The following is a 23,907-nucleotide window of genomic DNA, read 5'->3' as shown; positions in this document are numbered from 1 at the left end:
CGCGGCGCCGGCCATTGTCATAACTTCGTACGAAGTAATTACCCTGCCCTTGTGCTTCCCCCATGAGACGCTGGCGCATCCAGCCCGCCGCGGACACCATGCTGTCCGCCGCCCTCGCCGGCGACGTGCTCGCGGGCATCGGCACGCCGCACCTGGCGGCCAGCTGCCTTGCGGCCATGCACCGCGTGATGCCCGTCACCTTCTGCACCGTGTTCGCGGTCGACGCCACCGGCCGCATCGAGGCGGTGTCGGCCGCCAGCAGCTACGGCACCACGGCCGAACGCACGGCCGAGCGCTACGTGGCGCAGCGCTTCGACCTGCTCGATCCCAACATGACCTGGCTGGCGGCGCGCAAGCTGCCCCGGCGCGCGCAACTCTGGCTGGGCCACCAGCGCGCCGACGAGGTGGCCGACCCGGCCTACCGCGCGGCCTGCTACGGCGACGTGGGCATCCGCGAGCGCGCGTCGGTGCTGCGCCTCATGCCCACCGGCCAGCGCGTGGCCGTGAGCTTCTACCGGAGCCTCGCGCAGCCCGAATTCGGCGCCGCCGACTTCGCGGCCATCGAGCGCCACGCCACGCTCCTGGCCGACGCCACGCTGGCCCACGGCCGCAGCGCCATGGCCGCCCGCGAAGCGGTGGCGCCCACGCTCGCCTCGCGCCTTCTCACCCTGAGCCTGCGCGAGCGCGAAGTCATCGGCCACCTGATGGCCGGCCGCACAGCCAAGGAAGCGGCGCGCGAAATCGGCATCGAACCGACGACGGTGCGCACCCACCAGTACCGGGCGTTCCGGCGGCTGGGGATACGCAGCCAAAAGGAACTGCTGCTGCGGGCGCCGGAAAAAGTCCTGTAGCGCCCACCTGGCATTGCGCTTGCCGTCAGGGAGCGTTCTTGCCCGCGTTGAGCCGTGCTTCGGCCCGGGCAAGACGATCGAGCACCTGGTCGAAAGCCGGCGGCGTGCGGATGAACATCTGTTGCATGGCCATGTAGTCCTGCGCCAGCGCAGTGCGCCGCGATTCGGCCGGCACCAGGCGAAAGCTGCCGGCCCGCGCGAGGTCATAGCGAGCCCAGGCACGGGGAAACACGCGGCTCTTCCAGTCGACCACGTGCGCGCACAGCGCCGCATCGGCCAGGTGGCGCGCCGCATCTTCACGCTCCAGCAGGCGCGCCATGTCCGAGTAGTGGCGCGCGTAGCGATCCGGCATGTGCTGGTCCGGCGGACGGTGGAACTCCGAGTGCAGGATCGTCGCCTTCTCCCAGAAAGTGCGCTCCAGCGCGAGCGTGGTGACCTCGCACTGCCAGTCGCCGAAGAGCGCCGGAAAAGCGTCGGCGACCAGCGGACGGATCGGGTAGCGCCCGGTCGGCTGCTGGTCGGTCAGCGTGCCGAGTTCGAGTTTGACCTCGCGCTGGATATAGGCAAAACCGGCGTGCTCCTGCGCGGGATAGCGAAAGTAGATGACGGGTGAGCGCGCAGCGGCATCCACTTCATAGCGCAGCCATGCGTTGCCAACTTGCGGTTCGCCCAGTGCTTTGCGGATGCCTGTTTCCAGCACCGGCTGCACGACTTCCTGTGTCTTGATGCCGCACATCTGCTGCATTTCCAGCACCGCGGCATCGCGGCGCGTGCGGCTGTCCAGCGCATCGAAGGCGGCCGCATCGGCACCGACAAAATCGGGCACCAGGCAAAGATCGATGTCTTCCGAAAATCGATCGATCACGCCGTAGGCCTTCGAGAGCGACGTACCGCCCTTGAAGACCAGGTGCGCAGCCACCTCGGGCAATGCGAAGAGCAGCCCCAGCAGCCAAGTGACCCAGAAGTCCTTTTCGAGGATGACTGTCGACACACCGGTGCGCACCGCAGCGTCGGCAATGGCCAAGGTTCGATCTTCCGTCGAGAGCGTCGCGAATGCGGGGCCGAGATGGCGCGTGGGCATGGTGCTCAGGGTTTCGCGAGTTCGACGAAATGGGCGCGCATCCATTCCGGCGCCAAGGCCAGATCCTTCACCAGTTCACCCCGCTGCGCGGCCGGCAGATTCCTGCGCAGACGCTCGATGCGCTCCGGCGTGATGTGCGCCGCGCCCAGATTGCGGAAAGCCTGGACCAGCAGGCCGCTCAGCCGACCGGCCGCCGCCATGTTGCGGGGCGTGGTGCGCTTCAGCGTGATCTGAGTCGGCCCGACCTTGACCGTGCGCGTCGCACCATCGGTGAGGAACACCACCTTGGCCGGCACCTGCTCCGACAGGCCGAGCAGATTGGCTGCGTACGCGCCCGAAGGCTGCAGCCGAAGACCGTCCTTGCGCTCGAGTGCCTTTCCCACCGCTTCGATGGACGGCCACAGCAGGCCGAGCACCGGATGCTCGCGCGGCACGTCGTAGAGCCCGCGGCCCAGCAGGCGGATCACCCCTTGGGCCTTGTGGCGCTTGAGGGCGGTGGCCACTGCGGTCCTGCTGCCCAGGTCCATGAAGTCCGTAGGCGTGAACACCCAGCCGGCGTCGTGCGATTGCAACCGTGCCAGGACAAGCGAGTCGACGGAATCGGTGTGCTTTCCCATTTTTGCCACGAAAAATAGCAGTTATTCGTGGCAAAAACAAGGCATTCAGCTTTTCACAACCCAGAAAGCGCGCTGCTTCAATCGTCCGAGACTTCAGATGACGGATCGACCAGCGACACCGACGCCACCTTCGGCCGCCCCGCCGCCGACACGATTTCCTGGTCGATCGCGCCGAACAGCGAGCGGCCATCGAGCCCCTTCATCTCGATGCGGATGGTGTCGCCGAACTTCATGAATTCGGTCACGGGCTCGCCGCCCTGGATGGTTTCGATGCAGCGCTTCTCGGCAATGCACGAATAGCCCTTGGGCCAGTCCATCTGGCCGTTCTTTTCCACGCCCTTGTTGCTCACGGTGCCGCTGCCGACGATGCTGCCGGCACGCACGTTGCGCGTCTTGGCGATGTGGGCGATGAGCTGGCCGAAATGGAAGGTCATCTCGGGCCCGGCGTCGCACATGCCGACCTTGCGGCCGTTCCAGCTGCTTTGCAGCGTGAGGTGCACGCGGCCGTGCTGCCAGGCTTCGCCGATCTCGTCGAGCGTCACGGCCACGGGGCCGAAGGCGGTGGCCGGCTTGCTCTGGAAGAAGCCGAAGCCCTTGGCCAGCTCGGCAGGGATCAGGTTGCGCAGGCTCACGTCGTTGGCCAGCATCACCAGGCGGATGCCGTCGAGCGCCTGGTCGGGCGTGGCGCCCATCTTCACGTCGCCGGTGATCACCGCGATCTCGGCCTCGAAGTCGATGCCCATGGCTTCGCTGGGCACGACCACGTCGTCTGTCGGGCCGAGGAAGTCGTCGCTGCCGCCCTGGTACATCAGCGGGTCCTGGTAGAAGCTCTCGGGCACTTCGGCATTGCGCGCCTTGCGCACCAGCTCGACATGGTTCAGATAGGCCGAACCGTCGGCCCACTGGTAGGCGCGCGGCAGCGGCGCCATGCACTGGACGGGGTCGAACGGGAAGGAATGGCGTGCGCGGCCGGTGTTGACCGCGTCGTACAGGTCCTGCAGCTGCGGGCTCATGAAGCCCCAGTCGTCCAGCACCTGCTGCAGCCGGCTGGCAATGCCGGTGGCGTAGTGGGCGAGCGTGAGATCGCGCGAGACGACGACGAGCTGGCCGTCGCGCGAGCCGTCCTTCAGGGTGGCGAGTTTCATGATGGCAAATGCGTGATGAAGGACACGGCGCGAACACGAGAGCCGGCGCCGCGCCCACTAAACTGGTTGAACGGGCGGCAGTGTACCGAGGTGCTCCCGGTGAACCTCGGCACCGGCGCCCACTCCACCACCTCATGCCGACGCTTGTCGCCTCCCAGTTGCCGTCCTCCGCCGCCCCGCCCGCACGCCCGTCATGGCGGGCGCTGGCCGGGCTGACGCTGGCGGTGGCGCTGGCCCACGTGCTGCTGCTGGACCTCGCGCCCACGGCGATCGGGCCCGACCCCTCGCCGCTCGCGAACAAGTTCATCACCCGGACCATCGTGATTGCGCCGCCGGCCGCGGAAAAACCGGCCGCGCCGGCCGCCGCAGCGCCGGTGGCCGAGGCCAAGCCGCCGCCGCCCGCAAAGCCGCGCCGGCCGCGCGAACCCTCCAGGCCCCGGCCGGTGGCGCCACCACCACCCGAGCCGGTGCCGCAGCCGGCGCCCCAGGTTTCGGAACAGCCCCCGGCGCCCCCCGCACAGACGCCCGACCTCACGGCGCAGAACGCTACCGATTCAGGAGCGCCAACTGCCGAGCAGCCGGCCAGCGCCCCGGCAGGCGCGGCACTGGGCGGGGCGGGCAGCACGGCCAACGCCGGCGTCGGAAACGGCGCGCCCGGCGAGGCTGCCGGCGCCGCCAGCGCCGCAGCGGGCAATGTCGTCGGACCCGAAGCGCTGCGCATCCCCGGTTCGGTCAAGCTCGCCTTCGCGGTCACGGGCCAGCAGGGCGCCTCGCCGATGCAGGGCGTTTTCGGCGACCTGGTCTGGCTGCAGGACGGCAGCAGCTACGACGCCCGGCTCTCGCTCAAATTCCTGTTCCGGACCATCCGCAGCCAGCACAGCACCGGCCGGATCGGCCCCACCGGCATCGAGCCGGCGCGCTTTTCGGAGAGCCGCAAGGGCGAGGTCGCCTCGCACTTCCTGCGCGACCAGGGCCAGATCATGTTCAGCAACAACGCGCCCAGCGTGCCCCTGCTGCCCGGCGCGCAGGACCGGCTCAGCGTGGTGATGCAGTTGGGCGGCATGCTGGCGGGCGATCCGGGCCGCTACCCGGCCGGCAGCCGCATTTCCATCCAGACCGCCGGGCCGCGCGACGCGGGCGTCTGGGTGTTCAACATCGAGGGCGAGGAGCAGATGAGCGTGCCGGCGGGCGACTACGCCGTGCGCAAGCTCACGCGCAGCCCGCGGCGCGAGTTCGACGACAAGATCGAGATCTGGCTCGCGCCGGCGCTGGGGTACCTGCCGGTGCGGATGAAACAGACACAGCCCAACGGCGATTTCGCCGACATGCAGTTGCGCGAATCCCTTCCCGCGGGGCCGTCCAGCTGATAGTACAAATGAGGTAAAGAAACACCGTTGTGACCGCAATGCGACAACCCTTCTTGAAACTGGCGCGTTGATTGCTATCTAAACCCCATGAACGCCATCGACATCCTCACAGGCCCCGCAATGAACATGCTCTATGACTCGGAGTCCTTCGTCGTCGTGCACGTGCAGCCGAACGAAAGCGACGCCCCGGACCAGCCCAACGTCCCGGTGCTGGAACGCCACGGCTTCGAGATCGTCGACAAGCGCTCGGGCAAGGAGGTCTACCTCGACGGTTCCTGGGCCGAACTGTTCCAGCAGCAGATCGCCGCCTGGCAGCTCAACACGCCCACGCAGGAAGAAGTGGAAGACACGCTCGAGGGCTATGCCGAGCTGGCGCACACGCCGGTGCTGGTGCACTGAAAACCCGGGTTCCCCGCCCGCCCGAACAAGAAAGCGCCCGAGCGGCGCTTTTTTTGCGTCTTTTCAGCGCCTGCCGCTCATTTCCGTTGGTAAATCCATCGGTACATCGGCCCCACGAGCAACAGCACCGCCACCAGCCGGCAGACCTGGAACGCCGTCACCACCGGCACGCCCAGCTGCAGCACCTTGGCGGTGATCGACATCTCGGCAATGCCGCCCGGCGAAGTGCCCAGGATCATGGTGGCGGGGTGCAGCCCCGTCGCCCAGGCCAGCAGCCAGGCGGCCCCCGCGCACAGCACCAGCATGCCGACGGTGCCCAGCGCCACCGATCCCAGCCAGCGCGGCGCCGTGTGCAGGAATTCGCGGCTGAAGCGCACGCCCAGGCTGACCGCAATCACGAGCTGCGCGGTGTTCGACATCCAGCCGGGCACGGCCGACAGCGGCTGGCCGGCGATGGTGAAACCCATCGCCACCACCAGCGGCCCCATGAACCAGGGGTTGGTGCGGCCCAGCGCCCGCATCGCAAGCCCGCCGGCGGCGGTGGCCAGCGCGAGCAGCAGGAGCCCGCCCGCATTCACTTCGCGCACCGTGGACGGATTGACTTCGAGCCCGTGCAGGCCGCTCCACTGCATTGCGAACGGAATGGCGATGGTCACCACCACCAGCCGCAGGCTGTGCGCCGCGGCCACGAGGTCGGTGCGCGCGCCGGCCGATTCGGCCAGCAGCGTCATCTCGGAGGCGCCGCCGATGGCGCCAGCGAAGTAAGTCGTGGCTCTCATGGAGCTGTCCGGCACATGCGGCATTCGCCGGGCGTGCAGCCCATGCAGCCAGCGCCCGAACCCCCAGCCGAGCAGCAGGGCCCAGGCGATGGCCAGCGCAATGGCCCACCAGACGCCGGCCACCAGCGCCACCACCTGCGGCGTGAAATAAAGGCCCAGCACCGTGCCGATGGTCCATTGCCCGGCATTGCGCAGCGGCGTGAAGCTGGCCGTGGGCGCGCCGGCAATCGACGCCAGCGACACCGCCAGCAGCGGGCCGATCATCCACGGCAGTGGGGTGTGCAGGGCGAGGCAGATTTCGGCCGCGGCGAGCGCGAGCAACAGCGTGGCCAGCACGCGAACCAGGAAGCGGAGAGACACGGGCAGGAAGGGAAGAAGCGGAATTGGATGGCACTGCGTGCGAGCGCCAGCGCATAGTATGGCGCGATGCGATGCCAACCCTTTTCCGCACGGGCTTCCCGATTGCTGCTGCCCCTGTTCGCTGTCATGGCCCTTGCGGGTTGCACCGCGTTTCAGGACGGCCCCGATGCGCCGGTGGCGCGGCGCGCGGCGGCGCTGCTGCCGGTGGACGCGCTGATCCTCGGCGAGCAGCACGACGCCCCCGAGCACCATGCGATCGAGCGCGAAACCGTCCAGGCGCTGGCCAGCCGGGGCCAGCTGGCCGCGCTGCTGCTCGAAATGGCCGAGGAAGGCCACAGCACCCTCCGCCTCGACGCCGTGGCCACCGATGCGCAGGTGCGCGACGCGCTGGCCTGGAACGACAAAGCCTGGCCCTGGCAGAGCTACGGCCCCGTGGTGATGGCCGCGGTGCGCGCCGGCGTGCCCGTCATCGGCGCCAACCTGCCGCGTTCGCGCATGAAGAACGCCATGGCCGACGTCTCGCTCGACGTGCAGCTCAACGGCGAGGCCTACACCGCGCAGCAGGACGCCGTGCGCGAAGGCCACTGCAAGCTGCTGCCCGAGCCGCAGATCGTGCCGATGACGCGCATCCAGGTGGGGCGCGACCGCGCCATGGCGCAGGCCATCGTCAAGGCGCGCCAGCCGGGCAAGACGGTGCTGCTGGTCAGCGGCGCGGGCCATGCCACCAAGGTGCTGGGCGTGCCGCAGCACCTGCCGACCGACGTGTCGGTCAAGTCGGTGCGGCTGCAGGCCGGCGAATCGCCGGACGAGGAGCAGGACAAGGAAGCCTACGACGCCGTCTGGCGCACGGCCCCGCTGCCGCCGAAGGACTACTGCGCGGACATGCGCACCCGATAGCCGCGGCCATCGCCCTGGATGAAGGCCGCGCGCCGGCTCAGGCGAACTTCCTGATCGAATCCGCGAGCGTGTTGACCAGCGTGTCGATGTGCTGCTTCTCCACGATGTAGGGCGGCGCAATCACCAGCACGTCGCCCGCGGGCCGCACCAGCGCGCCCTTGTGGAAGCAGTCCAGGAAGATGTCGTAGGCGCGCTTGCCCGGCATGCCCGCGATGGGCGCGAGCTCCACCGCGGCGGCCAGGCCGAGGCTGCGGATGCTGACCACGTTCGGCAGGCCCTTGAAGGCGCTGTGGAAGGCATCGCCCAGCACCTTGCCCATTTCGCCGGCGCGCGCGAACAGGTTTTCTTCCTTGAACAGGTCGAGCGTGGCAATGGCGGCGGCGCAGGCCACCGGATGGCCCGAGTAGGTGTAGCCATGGAAGAACTCGACCACGTGCTCGGGCGCGTCGGTCTTCATCATCGCGTCGTAGAGCTTGTCGCGGCAGATCACGCCGCCCAGCGGAATCACGCCGTTGGTCACGCACTTGGCAAAGTTCAGCATGTCGGGCACCACGCCGAAATAGTCCGACGCGAAGTTGGTGCCCATGCGGCCGAAGCCGGTGATGACCTCGTCGAAGATCAAGAGGATGCCGTGCCTGTCGCAGATCTCGCGCAGGCGCTTCAGGTAGCCCTTGGGCGGCAGGTACCAGCCGGCCGAACCGGCCACCGGCTCGACGATGATCGCGGCGACGTTGCTCGGATCGTGCAGCGGCAGGATGCGCGTTTCGAGTTCGACCAGCGGGTCTTCGGCCCACACCGGCTCCTCGTTGTGGATGTAGGCATGGTTCACCGGATCGTGGATGAAGCGCATGTGGTCCACGCGCGGCAGGAAGGCCGAGCCGAACACCTTGCGGTTGCCCGGGATGCCGCCCACCGACATGCCGCCGAAGCCCACGCCGTGGTAGCCCTTCTCGCGGCCGATGAACACGTTGCGGTGGCCCTCGCCGCGCGCGCGGTGGTAGGCCAGCGCCACCTTCATCGAGGTGTCGGCCGCCTCGGAGCCCGAATTGCAGAACAGCACCTTGTTGAGGTCGCCGGGCGCCAGCGAGGCGATCATCTCGGCCGCCTTGAAGGCCTTGTCGTTGCTGACCTGGAAGGCGGTGGCGTAGTCCAGCGTGTCCAGCTGCTTCTTGATCGCCTCGTTGATGGGCTTGCGGTTGTGGCCCGCGCCCACGCACCAGAGCGACGAGATGCCGTCGATCACCTTCTTGCCGTCGTGCGTGGTGAACTCCATGCCGTCGGCGGCCACGAAAACGCGGGGGTCTTTCTGGAAGTGGCGGTTGGGAGTGAAGGGCAACCACTGGTTGCCCATGTTGAAGTCCTGATAAGCCATCGATTGCTCCTGCTTAACGCGCACCAAAAAACGGCATTCTGGCACCCCTGCGACAATCGTGCCCCTCATGACGACCACAACGCCCGCTTACATCCTGACCCTCTCCTGCCCCGACCGGACGGGTATCGTGCATGCCGTTTCGGGCTTCCTGCTCGAACGCGGCGGCAACATCGAGGAAGCCGCCCAGTACAACGACCACGACACGGGCCTGTTCTTCATGCGCGTGCGCTTCGCCTGCATCGACCACCCCGAGGCGGCGCTGCGCGAACAGCTCGCCACCTTCGGCGCCGGCTTCGGCATGAGCCTGCAGCTGCACGCCGCGGCCGAGCCCATGAAGACCGTGATCCTGGTCAGCAAGGAAGGCCACTGCCTGAACGACCTGCTGTTCCGCTGGAAGAGCGGGCTGCTGGCCATCGACGTGCGCGCCATCATCTCGAACCACCGCGACTTCTACCAGCTGGCCGCCAGCTACAACGTGCCCTTCCATCACATTCCCGTGACGGCCGCCACCAAGGCGCAGGGCGAAGCAAAACAGCTGGAGATCATCGAGTCCGAGGGCGCCGAACTCGTGGTGCTCGCGCGCTACATGCAGATCCTGAGCAACGGCCTGTGCAAGAGCCTGGCGGGCCGGGCCATCAACATCCATCACTCGTTCCTGCCCAGCTTCAAGGGCGCCAAGCCCTACTACCAGGCGCACGACCGCGGCGTGAAGCTCATCGGCGCCACCGCGCACTACGTGACGGCCGACCTCGACGAAGGCCCGATCATCGAGCAGGACGTGGCGCGCGCCGACCACACCGATACGGTCGAGGACCTCACGGCCCGCGGCCGCGACACCGAGAGCCAGGTGCTGGCCCGCGCGGTGAAGTGGCACAGCGAGCACCGCGTGCTGTTGAACGGGCACCGCACGGTCGTGTTCCGGTAGGCGGCGCCCGTCCAGGCATACCGCTAGTCAATACCGGTTCGGATTGTCCGGGCGGCGGTCGTAGCGGTTCGGCACGCCGTCGCGGTCGCGGTCCCAATAGCCGCGGCGGTATTCCCAGCGGCCATCGCGCTCGCGCCATTCCGGCGGACGGTAGGCGTAGCCCGGGCGGGCGCGCACCCACATGCCCCGGACCCACACATGGTTTCCACCGCGCCATTCATAGTGCCCCGGCGCCCACACGTAGCCGCGGCGCGGCGGCGGAATGCGCTCGTGGCGGGGCGGGGGCGGCGGCACTTCGACATACACCCCGGGCTGCGCCTGGGCGGCGGTCGGCACCATCAGCGCGCCACCCACCGAGAACAGCGAAGCAGCGGCAACGGAAAGGGTCATTGCGAGTTTTTTCATGGGGATCCCCTCATGAGTGGTTGGAGCCTTCATGCTGACCAACCCATGTGAAGCGCCTGTAAGCACTCGGCGGGACTTTGTGTAGAGGTGTTTCCTCGAAAGTAGTACCTTTGTAGGCACTTACTGCGCCCGCTACTCCTGCAGTTCGCGCAGATCGACGGCCGCGGCCATGGCGGCATGGCCTGCCTTGTTGGGGTGCAGGTGGTCGCCGTTGTCGTAGGCGGGGTTCAACGTCGTCGGATCGGCCGGGTTGCGCAGCACGGCGTCGAAATCGATCATGCCGTCCACGTCCTGGCGGCTGCGGATCCAACGGTTGACCTCGCCACGCATGGCCTCGGTGGCCTCGGTCCAGTAGGGCGTGTTCCTGAACGGCGGCACGGTGCCGATCAGCACCTTCACGCCCTTGGCGCGGGCCTGCTTGATCAGCTGCTGCAAACCGTCGGTGATGCGCTCGGCCGTCGCCACCTCATGGTCCGGCGTCGGCCGCCCCGGCAGCACGAACACGCTGCGGCCGATGTCGTTGGTGCCCAGCAGGATCATCACGTGCGTCACGCCGCTCTGCCCGAGCGCATCGCGCGCAAAGCGCGACAGGCCGTTGGGGCCGATGCCATCGACCAGCAGCCGGTTGCCGCCGATGCCCATGTTCAGCACCGAGACCGCCTGCGCCGCCGCAGGACTGTTGCGCAGGCGCGTGGCGAGCAGTTCGGGGTACGAGCCGTCGCCCGCCTCGCCGCCGCCCGCGGTGATCGAGTCGCCGAAGGCCACCACGGTGCGCACGGGCTGCGTCGCCATCACGTCGAGTCCGGTCACGATGTGGTTCAGCGGCAGGGGCGCGGCATCGTGCAGCCTCGGCGTTGCGACCGCATTGCCGCCCGCCACCCAGCTGGTGTCGGGCGACCGCAGGTGAACGGTCGCAAAGGGCACGGCGCGATCGAAGAAGGCACTCACCGCCACCGCCTGCCCGGCCTCGACCTTCAGGTCGGTGCCGTCGCTCCAGACTTCGGCGCCCGGCGCGACGACCGTGCTTGCGCGCCCGCCGAAGCGCAGCTTGCGCAGCGTGGCCGGCGAGACCGCGCCGCCACCGGTGCCCCGCCCCACGCTGGCCTCGGCGATGCGCAGGGGCGTCTTGCCGAAGCGGTTGGAAAAGCGGATGCGAACGCGTTCGCCACGCAGCGCAGACTCGAGCTGCTGCCGCAGCGTCTGTCCGCGGAACGCATCGCCGCCGGGCCGGGGCGCCGCAGCCGTGAGGAGCGGATTCGCACTGAGTTCGCGGAAATCCACTGGCGCGGCCGCCCATCCGGCCACCCAGTGCGCCTCGGCAGGCTGCTTCGGCCGCGCGTCGGGCTGAACGGCCTGCACGGCCACGGCCACGACGAACAGCAGGCAACCCACTGCGGCCATCCAATGCCGCAGAGCACCTCGGCGAAGAGCGAAGAACCAATGCGAACCCAGTTTCATGCGCGCAAAGCGCTTCAGTTTACGAAGCCGCCTTGCCATTGCATGTGACGAGGTCTAGTGCATGGTTACCAAGTGTCTACATAGGGCGACACGGTTTGCGCAGAGCGCCCCGCGGAGGCGAGTCCGCGCACCAGCCAGGTGCGGGTTTCGGCGGGATCGATCACCGCATCGATCTCGAGCGTCTGCGCCATGTGGATCGCCTCGCCATTGGCGTATTGCTGCGCCACCAGCGTCTTGAACAGCGCGTCGCGCTCGGCGCCCTCGGCCGCCGCCGCCAGCTCCTTGCGATAGCCCAGGCGCACCGCGCCCTCGAGCCCCATCGCGCCGAATTCTCCGGTCGGCCAGGCCACCGTGAACACCGGCGCATCGAAGCCGCCGGCCGTCATGGCCTGCGCGCCCAGGCCGTAGCCCTTGCGCAGCACCACCGCAAAGAAGGGCACGCGCAGGTGCGAAGCCACCATGAACATGCGGCAGACATGGCGCACCTGCGCCTGCGCCTCGATCTCGGGGCCGACCATGAAGCCGGGCGTGTCGCACAGCGAGACGATCGGCAAGCCGTGCGCATTGCACAGCTGCATGAAGCGCGCCGATTTGTCGGCCGCCTCCACGTCGATCGCGCCGCCCAGGTGGTGCGGGTTGTTGGCCATCAGCCCCACCGGCTTGCCCTCGATGCGCGCGAGCGCAGTGACGATGCCGGCGCCGAAGCCCGCGCGCAGCTCGAGCAGCGAGCCCGTGTCGGCCACGCCGCGCATCGCGGCGCGCACGTCGTACACGCGCAGCCGGTTCTCGGGCACCACGTGGCGCAGCGCGCGCGGGTCGGCGCATTGCCAGTCGCTCACCGGCCCCTGGAAATACGAAAGGTATTGCTTTGCCGCAGCCACTGCCGCAGCCTCGTCTTCCACCAGGATGTCGATCACGCCGTTGCGCGACTGCACGCTGCTCGGCCCGATCTGCTCGGGCGCGAAGCTGCCGAGCCCGCCGCCTTCGATCATCGCGGGGCCGCTCATGCCGATGTTGCTGCCGCGCGTGGCAATGATCACGTCGGCGCAGCCCAGCAGCGCCGCATTGCCCGCGAAGCAGCGGCCATGCACGATGCCCACCACCGGCACCTTGCCCGAGAGCGCCGCGAACTGGCTGAAGGTGTGGTTGTTGAGGCCCGCGACGATGGGCATGTCGGTGTCGCCGGGCCGTCCGCCGCCGCCTTCGGCGAACAGCACCACCGGCAGCCTGAGCTGGTGCGCGATCGACAGCATGCGGTCGGTCTTGTGGTGGTTGCGCATGCCCTGCGTACCGGCCAGCACCGTGTAGTCGTAGGCCAGCACCGCGCAACGCGAAGCCTCGGGGCCGAACTGCTTCGCGTTGATGCTGCCCAGGCCCGTCACCATGCCGTCGGCCGGCGTGTTGGCGATCAGGTCTTCGAGCGTGCGGCGGCGCGTTTGCGCGGCGATGGCGAGCGCGCCGTATTCGATGAAGTTGCCGAGGTCGGAGGCGGTGTCGCACAGGTCGGCGATGTTCTCGCGCGCGGTGCGGCCGCCCTGCGCATGCCGCTTGGCCACGGCCGCGCCGCGGTTGGCATCGAGCGTGAAGGCATGGCGGTCGATCACCTTCTGCAGGTCGGGGCGGATCGCATCGAGGTCCTGTTCGGTGCGCGCCTCGGCTGCCGCCGCCTCGGCATCGACCGGCTCCAGCCGCACCAGCGACTGGCCTTCGACGAGGTAGTCGCCGGGTTCGGCCAGCAGCGCAACCACGCGGCCCGCGACCGGCGCGTGCAGCAGGTGCTCCATCTTCATGGCCTCGAGCACGCCGAGCTGCGCACCGGCAGGCAGCACATCGCCCACCGCCACTTCGAACTGCACCAGCTTCGCGGGCATCGGCGCCTTGACCGTCAGGCCGTCCGCATCGTCGTTTTCGATTGCCGCCGCCTGCGCATCGACAGGTGCGATCTTCTTCGCATGCTTTTCAAGCGATGCCGCGGCGGCCAGCAGGTCGCCCAGATGCGCTTCGACGAAGCGCGTGTGCACCGCCTGGCTTGCGAACTCGGGCCGCGCCGCAATGGCGCGCAGCAATGCAAGATTGGTCGCGATGCCGTCGATGTGGCATTCGTCGAGCGCGCGCAGCGAGCGGCGCAGCGCGTCGGCAAAACGCGGCGACGGCGAATGCACGATCAGCTTGGCAAGCAGCGTGTCGTAGTGCGGCGATGGCGCAAGCCCTGCATAGCCGTGCGTGTCGACGCGCACGCCGGGCCCGCTCGGCAGGTCGAAGCGCGCGAGCGTGCCGCCCGAAGGCCATGCGCTGCCATGGGCATCGAGCGTCTCGGCGTTGATGCGCCATTGCACTGCAAACCCGCGCTGCACCGCCGTGCGGCCGGCTTCCACGCCGAGCGCCTTCAAGGACTGGCCGGCTGCCACAGCCATCTGCAGCTGCACGAGATCCAGGCCCGTCACGGCCTCCGTCACCGTGTGCTCGACCTGCAGCCGCGGGTTCGCCTCGATGAAGACGAAAGGGAGCGTGGCCGATTCGGCATCGACGAGGAATTCGAAGGTGCCCAGGCTGCGGTAGCCCGCGGCCTGGGCCATGCGCAGCGCGGCCTGCGTGATGGACGTGCGCAGCGCATCGGGCAGCGAGGGGCTGGGCGCGATCTCCACCAGCTTCTGGAAGCGCCGCTGCAGGGTGCATTCGCGCTCGCCGAGGCTGGCCACGGCCTGGCCGTCGCCGAGCACCTGAATTTCGATATGGCGCGCATTGCGCATCAGGCGCTCCACGTACACGCCTTCGACGCCGAAGGCCGCCTTGGCCTCGGACATGCAGCGCGCATGTGCTTCGGCGAGCTCGTCCGCATTCATGACAGCGCGCATGCCGCGCCCGCCGCCGCCGCCAATGGCCTTGATCATCACGCCCGCGGCGCCCTGCGCCTGCTGCTCGGCAAAGAAGGCCTGCGCCTGCGCGAGCGTCACGGCGCCGGCGCTGCCGGGCATCACGGGAACGTCGCATTGCGTGGCAAGCGCGCGTGCGCGCGCCTTGTCGCCGAACAGCGCCAGCTGCTCTGGCGCGGGGCCGATGAAGACCAGCCCCGCCTCCGCGCAGGCCTCTGCAAAGTCCGCGCGTTCGCTCAGGAAGCCGTAGCCGGGATGCACCGCGTCGCAGCCCTGCGCCTTTGCTACGCCGATCAGCGCGGCAACATCGAGGTAGGCCGAGGGCCCGGCCGCATCGAGCGCGACGGCCACGTCGGCCAGCTGCACATGCAATGCCGAGGCATCGTCGCGCGCATGCACCGCCACGCTCGCAATGCCGAGGTCGCGCAGCGCACGCACCAGGCGCACCGCGATCTCTCCGCGGTTGGCAATCAGGACTTTGGAGAACAAGGGAGGACCTTTCAGGCTTTGTCTTTCAGCAGGCGCCGCAGCACCTTGCCGGCACCGGTGGTCGGCAGGGCATCGATGAAGCTCACGGCGCGCGGGGCCTTGTAGCTGGCCATGTTGTCGCGCGACCAGGCGATGAGCGCATCGGCCTCGAGCGCCGCGCCGGGCTTGCGCACGATGAAGGCCTTGACCACCTCGCCCTTCTCGGCATCGGGCTGCGCGATGACCGCGGCCTGGGCCACCGCGGGATGCTTGATGAGGATGGTCTCGACCTCCTCGGGGAACACGCTGTAGCCCGAGACCTTGATCATCTCCTTGAAGCGGCCGATGAAGGTCAGGTAGCCATCGGCATCGAGCTTGCCCATGTCGCCGGTGTGCACCCATCCATTGCGCAGCGTGGCTGCCGTGGCCTCGGGCTTGTTCCAGTAGCCCTTGAAGGAGCCGGGGCTCGCGAGCACGATCTCGCCGACCTCGCCCGCGGGCAGGTCGGCTTGCGTGTCGGGGTCGACGATGCGGATGCGCACGCCCGGCACCGCAACGCCCTGCGTGCCCCAGCGCGGCGCATGGTGCGGCGTGTAGGTGTCGCAGGTGTGGGTTTCGCTGAGCCCGTAGGCGGCCTCGAACGACGTGCAGTTGGGCGCATGCGCGCGCCACTGCGCGGCCAGCGGCTCGGTGAAGGCGATGCCGAAGCTCGTGACCGGATTGCGCCGCAGGCTCGAGAGGTCGAAGCTGGCGATGTCGGGCACCTGCATGCAGGCCACGTTCATCGGCGCGATGCTGTACCACCAGCTCACCTTGTAGCGCGCAATGGCCTGCAGCACCGCGCGCGGATCGAAGCGGTGCAGCAGCACCGAGGCCGCGCCGCTGAGCACCGGCACGTTCACGCCCATCAGCATGCCGGCGATGTGATAGAGCGGCGCAATGGAAAGCAGCACGTCGTCGCCGGCCACGCCGTTGCAGTCGGCCGCCGCGCGGGTCTTGAAGAGCGCATTGCCGTAGCTCAGCATCGCGCCCTTGGGCAGCCCGGTGGTGCCGGAGGTGTAGGTCATGAGCGCCACGTCGTCGAGGTCGATGGCCACGGGCCGGGGCACCGCGCCGCCCTGCATCACGGCCAGGAAGTCTTCGCACCCTTCGGGCACGCTGCGCGGGGCGCTGCGCTCGGCGAGCAGTTCGGCGGGAAGGTCGGGCACGGGCTCTTCGGGCAGCAGGTCGGCGTAGTGCACCACGAACACATGAGCGAGCGCGCTCTGCGGCTGCACCTTGCGCACCACCGGCAGCAGCGGCGCGGCGGCGACGATCACGCGCGCCTGCAGGTCGTTGACCTGGTAGGCCAGCTCGTGCTCCTTGTTGAGCGGGCTGCCCGGGCAGACGATGGCGCCGATCTTCTGGATGCCGAAATGCGCGACCAGGTACTGCGGGCAGTTGTTGAGGAACAGCACCACCGGCTCGCCCTTCTTCACGCCGATGGCCTGCAGCCGCGCCGCGAAGGCGTCGCTCGCGCGGTCGAGCTGGGCCCAGCTCATGGCGTGGCCGTACCAGAGGCAGGCCGGGCGTTCGCCGCGCTCGCGCGCGTGGGCGCGCAGGTATTCGTGCAGGGGCTGTTGCGGACGGTCGGGCAATGTCTCCATGGCGTCACTTTCTCAGGGTTATCGATAGCCGGCTGCAGGAGCCAAGCGCTTGCCAATGGGTGCATGGTGCACCAACAATCCTACCCATGGGTATAACTTCCGCGACACGGCACAAACCCTCTGGCAAGGCCGAAACCTCGGCCGCCGCCACGGCACGGCCGCACCTGCCCCAGGGCACCGGGCGCCAGCGCGCGGCCACGCAGGGCACCGACCTGCAGCGCGAGCGCATCCTGCAGGCCGCGGCGCAGCTCTTTGCGGCGCAGGGCTATGCCAACACCACCATGGCGCAGATCGTGCGCGCGCTGGGCATGACCAAGCCCTTCGTGTACTACTACTTCCGCGACAAGCAGGAGATCTTCGAAACGCTGTCGTGGCGCCCCGCGGTCGACTGCTTCACCGCACTCGACTTTGCGGCCGGCGATCCGCGCCGCGCGAGCGAGAAGGTGCTCGAAGGCATCGAACGGCTGATCCGCGCGACCATTGCGCACCATCCCTGCGCCTTCTTTCCGTACCGCGAGCCGCAGGTGTACCGGCCCGAATACATCGCGGCGCAGAAGAAGCTCGCACATCACTTCTACGACCTGCTCTGTCCGCTGCTCGAAGAAGCGCGCCGTGACGGCGACCTGGACTTCGAGGAAACCAAGATCACGGCCCTCGCGGCCTGCAGCCTGCCGGGCTTTCTCTACAGCTGGTACCGGCCGAACGGCCGCCTCTCGCCCGACGAGGTGGCGACCGAGCTCACGAAGCTCGCGAGCCGCGTGATCGGCCTTCGCAGCCCGGACTGACTTCCCCCAAAAACCGAGAGAGACAAACCATGAAGCCCAAGCACGCGCCACTGGCGCCGATCGCCCTCGCCTGCCTGCTGGCCGTTGCCGGCGGCGCCCAGGCACAGCAACAGCAGCCCAGCTACAAGATCGCCTATATCGACCCGCTCTCGGGGCCGTTCGCGAACGTGGGCGAGCTGATGCTCACGCACACGCAGTACGCCATCGAGGAGATCAACGCCAAGGGCGGCGTGCTCGGCGGCACGAAGCTGCAGCTGCTGCAGTTCGACAGCAAGCTCTCGGCGCAGGAGAGCCAGAGCGCGCTGCAGGCGGCCATCGACCAGGGCGCCCAGGCCATCGTCACGGGCGGGTCGGGCTCCTCGGTGGTGACGGCGCTGGTGCAGTCGGTGGCGCGCTGGAACCAGCGCAATCCGGGCAAGGAGCTGATCGTGCTGAACCATTCGTCGATCGATCCCGAGATGACCGGCAAGAACTGCAGCTTCTGGCACTTCCAGACCGAGGCCAACACGGCGATGAAGATGAAGGCGCTGGCCAACTACATCAAGAAGACGCCGGACGTGAAGAAGGTCTACCTGCTGAACCAGGACTACGCCCACGGCAAGCAGTGGGCGAGCTACGGGCGCCAGCTGGTGGGCCTGGCGCGGCCCGACGTGCAGTTCGTCGGCGAAACGCTGCATCCGATCGGCCGCGTGAAGGACTTCTCGCCCTACATCGCGAACATCAAGCAAAGCGGCGCCGACTCGGTGATCACCGGCAACTGGGGCCAGGACATGACGCTGCTGCTCAAGGCCGCGGGCGATGCGGGCTACAACCTGCGCTACTTCAACCACAGCGCGGGCTCGGTGCCGGGCACGGTGCTGGCGGTGTCGCAGGCCAAACTCGGGCAGCTGACCTGGGTGGCCGAATGGCATCCGGGGCAGACCGACACGCCGCGCGCCGATGCGCTGGCCAAGGCCTACAAGGCGAAGACGGGCAAGGACTTCCTCGCGCCGCGCATCGACTTCACGCCGCGCCTGCTGGCCGCCGCCATCAACAAGGCCGGCTCGACCGACACGGTGAAGGTGGCGCGTGCGCTCGAGGACATGAGCTACGACTCGGTGGTGGGGCCGATCCGCATGCGCGCCGAGGACCACCAGCTGCTGCTGCCGCAGGTGGTCAACACGATTGCGCCGGTCGATGGCAAGACCGTGAAGGTGGGCTGGGAAGGGACGAACTACGGCTTCCGGACGGACGCTGTCTACACGGGCAACGAGCTGGCGCAGGGGTCTGACTGCAAGATGGTTCGGCCTTGAGGGCTTCTGCTTGCTGTTGCGGCTGAAGTCCTTCAGGGCGCGTGCACAGATCACCGGGTACTCCCCTCCGCGAATGTCCCCCGGGCTTCGCCCTCCTCCTTGATTTCGCTGCGGGGAGCACCCGATGCTCTGTGCACCAGGGCACGCTCCGGGTGCACCACTGATCAACCAGTGCCCTGATCACGCTCCCGCCGATGGGGTGCCTTGCGCAGCGAAATAAAGGAGGAGCGCGAAGCGCGGGGGACATTCGCGGAGCAAGGTACCCCGTCGGCGGGAGCGCGCCCTGAATCAGCGGCGCCACTAAACAAACAAAGGCAAAGGCACCGAACCAGCCTAAGGGAAACCCCGTCCTGCCCCCCACCGGTGCCCTCGGGATACTCCGGAGTCACACGCCGGAATCTCCGAAGCGGGTCCACTCCAAAGGCACGACACCCATGGCAGGCAAAAACTCGCTCCATCCGATCCCGCATCCCGCAAAGAAGCCCTTCGTCGGCAACCTGCTGTCGATCGGCTCCGACTCCCCCGTGCTCGACATGTGGAAGATCGCGCAGGACCTCGGCGGCATCTACTGGCTCGACATGCCGGGCATGCCGGTGATCGTGGTGTCCTCGCCCGCGCTGGTCGACGAGCTGTGCGAAGAGGCGCGCTTCGACAAGAGCACGCGCGGCGCGCTGCGGCGGCTTCGCGCAGCGTCGCACGGCCTCTTCACCTCCGACACGCACGAGGAAACCTGGTCGAAGCCGCACAACATCCTCCTGGCCAACTTCAGCCAGCGCGCGATGCAGGCCTACCACCCGATGATGCTGGACATCGCGGGCCAGCTGGTCACCAAGTGGGAGCGCCTGAACTTCGACGAAGAGGTGGACGTGGTGCGCGACATGACCGCGCTCACGCTCGACACCATCGGCCTGTGCGGCTTCGGCTACCGCTTCAATTCGTTCTACCGCGAGGGCTTCCATCCTTTTGTCGATGCAATGGTGCGCACGCTGGAGACGGTGCAGAACCGCCGCGGCCTGCCGCTCGAGGAGTTCATGCTCAAGAAGGAGCTCGCGCAGCAGCGCAAGGACATCCGCTTCATGCACAAGATGGTGGAGGACATCATCGAGGAGCGCCGCGCGGGCGGGGCCGACATTGCCACCAAGCCCGACCTGCTGAGCTACATGATCGCGGGCGTCGACAAGAAGAGCGGCGAAAAACTCACCGACAAGATGATCCGCGACGAGTGCATCGAATTCCTGATCGCGGGGCACGAGACCACCAGCGGCCTGCTCTCGTTCGCGATCTACTTCCTGCTGAAGAACCCCGAGGCGCTGGCCAAGGCGCAGGCCGAGGTCGACAACGTGTTCGGCCCCGACACCTCGCAGAAGCCGACCTATGCGCAGGTCAACCGCCTGCAGTACGTGATGCAGGTGCTCAAGGAGGCGCTGCGCCTGTACCCGACCGCGCCCGCCATCGCGATGCGCGCGAAGGAAGACACCACCATCGGCGGCCAGTACACGATCAAGAAGAAGAACATGGTCATCATGCATGCGCTGGCGCTGCATCGCGACAAGGGCATCTGGGGCGAGGACGCCGACGAGTTCAACCCCGACCACTTCAGCCGCGAGGCCGAGCGCGAGCGGCCGGTGAATGCCTTCAAGCCCTTCGGCAACGGGCAGCGCGCCTGCATCGGGCGCCAGTTCGCATTGCAGGAAGCGGTGCTCACGCTGGGCATGATCCTGCAACGCTTCGACCTCGTCGACCACACGGGCTACAAGCTCCGCATCAAGGAGGCGCTCACGATCAAGCCGGAAGGCCTCAAGATCAAGGCGCTGCTGCGCGACCCGGCCACGCGGCCGCGCGGCAACACCGCCGATGCGGCCGCCGCGCCGGTGCAGCCCAGGCAGGCCGCCGCGCGCAAGCCGCAGGCCGCGCGGCACGGCACCTCGCTGCTGGTGCTGCAGGGCTCCAACCTCGGCACGGCCGAAGACCTGGCGCGCCAGCTGGCCGAGGCCGGCGAGCTGCGCGGCTTCTCGACACAGGTGGCTTCGCTCGACGACTACGCCGAGCGGCTGCCCGCCAATGGCGCCGTCGCCATCGTCTGCGCCTCGTACAACGGCGTGGCGCCCGACAACGCGGCCGAGTTCCACCGCTGGCTCGACAAGGCCGACGATTCGCTCAACGGCGTGCGCTTCAGCGTCTTCGGCTGCGGCAACACCGACTGGGCCGCCACCTACCAGGCGGTGCCGCGGCGCATCGACGAGCGGCTCGGCGCGCTCGGCGCCACGCGGGTGCATCCGCGCGGCGAGGGCGATGCGCGCGAGGACATGGACGGCGCCTTCCAGGACTGGAGCGACGCGCTCTGGCCCGAACTGGTGAAGGCCTTCGGCATCCAGTCCGGCGCCGACACGCCCGCCGAGGCCGAGCCGCTCTACACGCTCGAGGAACTGCCGCCGCCGCAGAAGAACGCTCTCGTCGACGCGCTGGGCGCGGTGGCGCTGCGCGTGATCGAGAACCGCGAGTTGCAGAAAGATCCCGGCAGCGCCGGCGAAGCGGGCCGCTCCACGCGCCACGTCGAGCTGATGCTGCCCGAAGGCGTGGACTACCGCGCTGGCGACCACCTGAGCGTGGTGCCGCGCAACAGCCCGGCGCAGGTGGAACGCGCGATGGCGCGCTTCGGATTCGACCGCGCCGCGCATGTGCGGCTGCATGCCGACTCAGGCCGCAAGACGGCGCTGCCGGTCGACCAGGTGATCGCGGTCGATCGCCTGCTCGGCGACTATGTCGAGCTGCAGGACGTGGCCACGCGCAAGCAGATCGCCACGCTCGCGGCATACACCGAGTGCCCGGCCACCCGGCCAAAGCTCGCCGCGCTCTCGGGCAGCGACGACGCCTCGCAGGCTGCCTACAAGGCGCAGGTGCTGCACAAGCGCAGGTCGCTGCTCGACCTGCTCGAGGAGCACCGCGCCTGTCAGCTGCCGTTCGCGGTGTTCCTCGAGATGCTGTCGCCGCTCTCGCCGCGCTACTACTCGATCTCTTCCTCGCCCACGATGACGCCGGGGCGCTGCAGCGTCACCGTGGGCGTGGTGAGCGCGCCGGCGCTGTCGGGCAAGGGCACCTTCGAGGGTGTGTGCTCCAACTACCTGGCGCGCGCCGAAGCGGGCGACACGGTGCACGGCGTGATCCGCGAAACCACGGCCGAAGGCTTCCGCCTGCCCGAGGATGCGCAGCGCCCACTCGTCATGATCGGCCCCGGCACCGGCCTTGCGCCGTACCGCGGCTTCCTGCAGGAGCGCGCGGCACAGGCCGAGCGCGGCCAGGCGCTGGGCGACGCGATGCTGTTCTTCGGCTGCCGCCATCCCGAGCAGGATTTCATCTACGCCGAGGAGCTCGAAGCCTGGTCGCACCGCGGCCTGATGAAGCTACACACCGCGTTCTCGCGCGCGGGCGAGCGCAAGGTCTATGTGCAGGACCTGATCCGCGAGCAGGGCGCGGCCGTGTGGAAGCTGCTCGAAGCGGGCGGCGTGATCTACGTGTGCGGCGACGGTTCGCGCATGGAACCCGACGTGCGGCGCACGCTGGCCGACCTGGCGCGGGGGCACGGCCACGACGGCGCGGCGTGGATGGACCAGATGATTGCCGACCAGCGCTATGTGCTGGACGTCTGGGCGGGAGCGTAGCCCCGCCGCAGTTCAGTCAGGCCTTGCGGCTCGGATCGGGATAGACCAGCGGCCCGAGCAGGCCGCGGTTGAAGGGCTTCCACTCGCCCTCCGGCTGCGCCAGCCGGTCGGCCAGCGCATAGAGCACCGCCGGATGCGCGCCCAGCCCCAGGTGGCTCGCCACCACCTCGATGTTTTCCGCCTGCGGCCCCGGCTTCTCGAGGCTGCAGCGCCAGGCGACGACGCCGTCGGTGCGGCTGAAGATCGAGGTCGTGGGCACCGGCGGCGTGGGCTGCACGAACTTCATGCGGCGCGGGTCGTGCGAGCTCTGGCCGCTCACGCCCTCGTACACGCGCCATGCATTGGTGGCGCGCGGGCTGCCGGAGAACGGGCTGCCCAGGGTGATGACGTTGCGCACCAGCGCCGGCTGCGCCGATGCCAGCAGCCGCGCATAGACGCCGCCCAGGCTCCAGCCGATCACGCTGACCTTCCGGCCGCTCTTTTCGGCGAGGGATTTCAGCAGCGCGAGCATGCCGTCTTCCACGCCTTCGCGCGGACCGAAGTTGCGGCCCTGGCCCCAGCCGTGCGCGTCGTAGCCGCGGCTGCACAGGTAGCGGCGCAGCACCAGCGTGGAGCCGTCGCCCGCCACGAGGCCGGGCAGCACGAGCACCGGATGCCCGTCGCCGCGCGGCGCGAGCTGCAGCAGCGGCCACATCGCGATGCCGGCGCCCGTTTCCCAGAGTGCGCGCGCCTCGGCCAGCAGCAGCAGGCCGGACGGCGGCGCGATGGGGTCTCGGGTGGCGGTGGTCATGAGGGCGGCTTTCCTTTCTGTGCCTGGTTGCTGGGTGGGACGAGCATGGCGAACCAAAGTTTCACCGCCGCGTCGGACAACAGCGATCTTTATCCGAGGTATTTGCCCCGCAGGTAATCAAGGTAAGCCCTCGATTCGCTGGAAACATACGGGGAAATCAGGGTGAGCGTGTAGAAGGCCGCCAATCCCGGGTCGGCCTGCGCGAGCGCGTCGCGCCCCGGCACCAGGCGTTCGAACGAGAGCCAGCAGGTGGTGGTGAAGACCATCTGCAGGGCGAGGATGCGGGCCTGCTCGGCGCTGGTCTCGATCACGCCCGAGGCCACCAGCCCTTCGCACAGCGCCTGGGCCGCCAGCAGGTTCTGCGCGGTGAGCGCCTGCGCGCGCTGGCCGAGCGCGGGGTATTCGCCGGCCAGGAAGGCCATGTCGCGGTAGATGAAGCGGTACTGGTCGATGGCCTCGAAGCGCAGGTGCAGCGCGAGCCAGAGGTCGTCGATGGCGGTGATCGAGCCCGCGGAGCCGTCGAGCACTTCGAGCCGCTGCTCGAAGCGCCGGAACAGCCATTCGACGATCAGCTGCTTGGCCTTGAAGTGGTAGTGCAGGTTGCCCGGGCTGATGCCGAGCTCGGCCGCGATCTTGTGCGTGGACACCGCCGCCAGGCCCTGCGCATTGAACAGCGCGAGGCTGGCCTGCAGGATGCGGTCGCGCGTGGTGTTGGAACTGGCCACAACCGGCTGGTGC

At 68.6% G+C, this 23,907-nt stretch carries 19 protein-coding genes; 8 read left to right on the top strand and 11 right to left on the bottom strand.

Annotated features, from left to right (window positions below; genetic code table 11):
• Nucleotides 1–62 precede the first annotated feature (62 nt).
• Nucleotides 63–851, top strand: a complete 789-nt coding sequence (locus VPA02S_RS14865) for a LuxR C-terminal-related transcriptional regulator (RefSeq protein ID WP_062364336.1) — start codon at nucleotides 63–65, stop codon at nucleotides 849–851.
• Between the two features lie 25 nt (nucleotides 852–876).
• Here the strand turns inward: VPA02S_RS14865 and VPA02S_RS14860 are convergent, their stop codons facing one another.
• From VPA02S_RS14860 to VPA02S_RS14850, 3 genes are all read right to left on the bottom strand, one after another.
• Complete coding sequence (locus tag VPA02S_RS14860; RefSeq protein ID WP_162269815.1) at nucleotides 877–1,932, bottom strand: nucleotidyl transferase AbiEii/AbiGii toxin family protein; 1,056 nt, start codon at nucleotides 1,930–1,932, stop codon at nucleotides 877–879.
• A 5-nt stretch (nucleotides 1,933–1,937) separates the two neighbouring features.
• Nucleotides 1,938–2,549, bottom strand: coding sequence for a DUF6088 family protein (locus VPA02S_RS31710; RefSeq protein ID WP_062364335.1), 612 nt, complete (start codon nucleotides 2,547–2,549; stop codon nucleotides 1,938–1,940).
• Nucleotides 2,550–2,626: 77 nt separating this feature from the next.
• Nucleotides 2,627–3,694 carry a fumarylacetoacetate hydrolase family protein gene (locus tag VPA02S_RS14850; RefSeq protein WP_062364333.1) on the bottom strand — a complete coding sequence of 356 codons (1,068 nt, stop codon included), beginning with the start codon at nucleotides 3,692–3,694 and terminating at the stop codon, nucleotides 2,627–2,629.
• Between the two features lie 134 nt (nucleotides 3,695–3,828).
• On the opposite strand from VPA02S_RS14850, the gene VPA02S_RS14845 reads away from it, so the two are divergent.
• Both VPA02S_RS14845 and VPA02S_RS14840 read left to right on the top strand, forming a co-directional pair.
• On the top strand, nucleotides 3,829–5,061 hold the full coding sequence (locus VPA02S_RS14845) for a DUF3108 domain-containing protein (RefSeq protein WP_062364331.1): 1,233 nt from the start codon (nucleotides 3,829–3,831) through the stop codon (nucleotides 5,059–5,061).
• A gap of 87 nt (nucleotides 5,062–5,148) precedes the next feature.
• Nucleotides 5,149–5,460 carry a BTH_I0359 family protein gene (locus tag VPA02S_RS14840; protein ID WP_018907341.1) on the top strand — a complete coding sequence of 104 codons (312 nt, stop codon included), beginning with the start codon at nucleotides 5,149–5,151 and terminating at the stop codon, nucleotides 5,458–5,460.
• A gap of 77 nt (nucleotides 5,461–5,537) precedes the next feature.
• Here the strand turns inward: VPA02S_RS14840 and VPA02S_RS14835 are convergent, their stop codons facing one another.
• Nucleotides 5,538–6,599 (bottom strand): AbrB family transcriptional regulator, encoded by a 1,062-nt coding sequence (locus VPA02S_RS14835; RefSeq protein ID WP_062364330.1) that lies wholly within the window; start codon nucleotides 6,597–6,599, stop codon nucleotides 5,538–5,540.
• 126 nt (nucleotides 6,600–6,725) lie between these two features.
• On the opposite strand from VPA02S_RS14835, the gene VPA02S_RS14830 reads away from it, so the two are divergent.
• Nucleotides 6,726–7,496 (top strand): ChaN family lipoprotein, encoded by a 771-nt coding sequence (locus VPA02S_RS14830; protein WP_081247536.1) that lies wholly within the window; start codon nucleotides 6,726–6,728, stop codon nucleotides 7,494–7,496.
• A 37-nt stretch (nucleotides 7,497–7,533) separates the two neighbouring features.
• On the opposite strand, the gene aptA is transcribed toward VPA02S_RS14830, so the two are convergent.
• On the bottom strand, nucleotides 7,534–8,868 hold the full coding sequence (gene aptA, locus VPA02S_RS14825; RefSeq protein WP_062364326.1) for an omega-aminotransferase AptA: 1,335 nt from the start codon (nucleotides 8,866–8,868) through the stop codon (nucleotides 7,534–7,536).
• A 67-nt stretch (nucleotides 8,869–8,935) separates the two neighbouring features.
• Here aptA and purU point away from each other — a divergent pair, with 67 nt between their 5' ends.
• Entirely contained in the window at nucleotides 8,936–9,793 is an 858-nt protein-coding gene (gene purU, locus VPA02S_RS14820; RefSeq protein ID WP_062364324.1) for a formyltetrahydrofolate deformylase, read from the top strand.
• A 27-nt stretch (nucleotides 9,794–9,820) separates the two neighbouring features.
• Here purU and VPA02S_RS14815 read toward each other — a convergent pair whose 3' ends face one another.
• From VPA02S_RS14815 to VPA02S_RS14800, 4 genes are all read right to left on the bottom strand, one after another.
• Entirely contained in the window at nucleotides 9,821–10,198 is a 378-nt protein-coding gene (locus VPA02S_RS14815; protein ID WP_015867551.1) for a YXWGXW repeat-containing protein, read from the bottom strand.
• A 132-nt stretch (nucleotides 10,199–10,330) separates the two neighbouring features.
• Nucleotides 10,331–11,599 carry a GDSL-type esterase/lipase family protein gene (locus tag VPA02S_RS14810; protein ID WP_062364322.1) on the bottom strand — a complete coding sequence of 423 codons (1,269 nt, stop codon included), beginning with the start codon at nucleotides 11,597–11,599 and terminating at the stop codon, nucleotides 10,331–10,333.
• 122 nt (nucleotides 11,600–11,721) lie between these two features.
• Complete coding sequence (locus tag VPA02S_RS14805; protein ID WP_062364320.1) at nucleotides 11,722–15,018, bottom strand: carboxyl transferase domain-containing protein; 3,297 nt, start codon at nucleotides 15,016–15,018, stop codon at nucleotides 11,722–11,724.
• 11 nt (nucleotides 15,019–15,029) lie between these two features.
• Entirely contained in the window at nucleotides 15,030–16,643 is a 1,614-nt protein-coding gene (locus VPA02S_RS14800) for an AMP-binding protein (protein WP_062364318.1), read from the bottom strand.
• An 86-nt stretch (nucleotides 16,644–16,729) separates the two neighbouring features.
• On the opposite strand from VPA02S_RS14800, the gene VPA02S_RS14795 reads away from it, so the two are divergent.
• From VPA02S_RS14795 to VPA02S_RS14785, 3 genes are all read left to right on the top strand, one after another.
• On the top strand, nucleotides 16,730–17,428 hold the full coding sequence (locus VPA02S_RS14795; protein ID WP_062364316.1) for a TetR/AcrR family transcriptional regulator: 699 nt from the start codon (nucleotides 16,730–16,732) through the stop codon (nucleotides 17,426–17,428).
• Nucleotides 17,429–17,457: 29 nt separating this feature from the next.
• Nucleotides 17,458–18,720: a branched-chain amino acid ABC transporter substrate-binding protein gene (locus VPA02S_RS14790; protein WP_062364314.1), complete on the top strand. Its 1,263-nt coding sequence runs from the start codon at nucleotides 17,458–17,460 to the stop codon at nucleotides 18,718–18,720.
• Nucleotides 18,721–19,154: 434 nt separating this feature from the next.
• Entirely contained in the window at nucleotides 19,155–22,379 is a 3,225-nt protein-coding gene (locus VPA02S_RS14785) for a bifunctional cytochrome P450/NADPH--P450 reductase (protein WP_062364311.1), read from the top strand.
• 16 nt (nucleotides 22,380–22,395) lie between these two features.
• Here VPA02S_RS14785 and VPA02S_RS14780 read toward each other — a convergent pair whose 3' ends face one another.
• Together VPA02S_RS14780 and VPA02S_RS14775 are read right to left on the bottom strand one after the other, a co-directional pair.
• Nucleotides 22,396–23,169, bottom strand: coding sequence for an esterase/lipase family protein (locus VPA02S_RS14780; protein ID WP_062364309.1), 774 nt, complete (start codon nucleotides 23,167–23,169; stop codon nucleotides 22,396–22,398).
• Between the two features lie 89 nt (nucleotides 23,170–23,258).
• Nucleotides 23,259–23,894, bottom strand: coding sequence for a TetR/AcrR family transcriptional regulator (locus tag VPA02S_RS14775; protein ID WP_015867559.1), 636 nt, complete (start codon nucleotides 23,892–23,894; stop codon nucleotides 23,259–23,261).
• Nucleotides 23,895–23,907: the final 13 nt, after the last annotated feature.

The organism is Variovorax paradoxus NBRC 15149 (assembly GCF_001591365.1).
GTDB lineage: Bacteria > Pseudomonadota > Gammaproteobacteria > Burkholderiales > Burkholderiaceae_C > Variovorax > Variovorax paradoxus.
The sequence above is the reverse complement of the archived record's forward strand: the minus strand, read 5'-3'. Positions and strand labels throughout refer to the sequence as shown.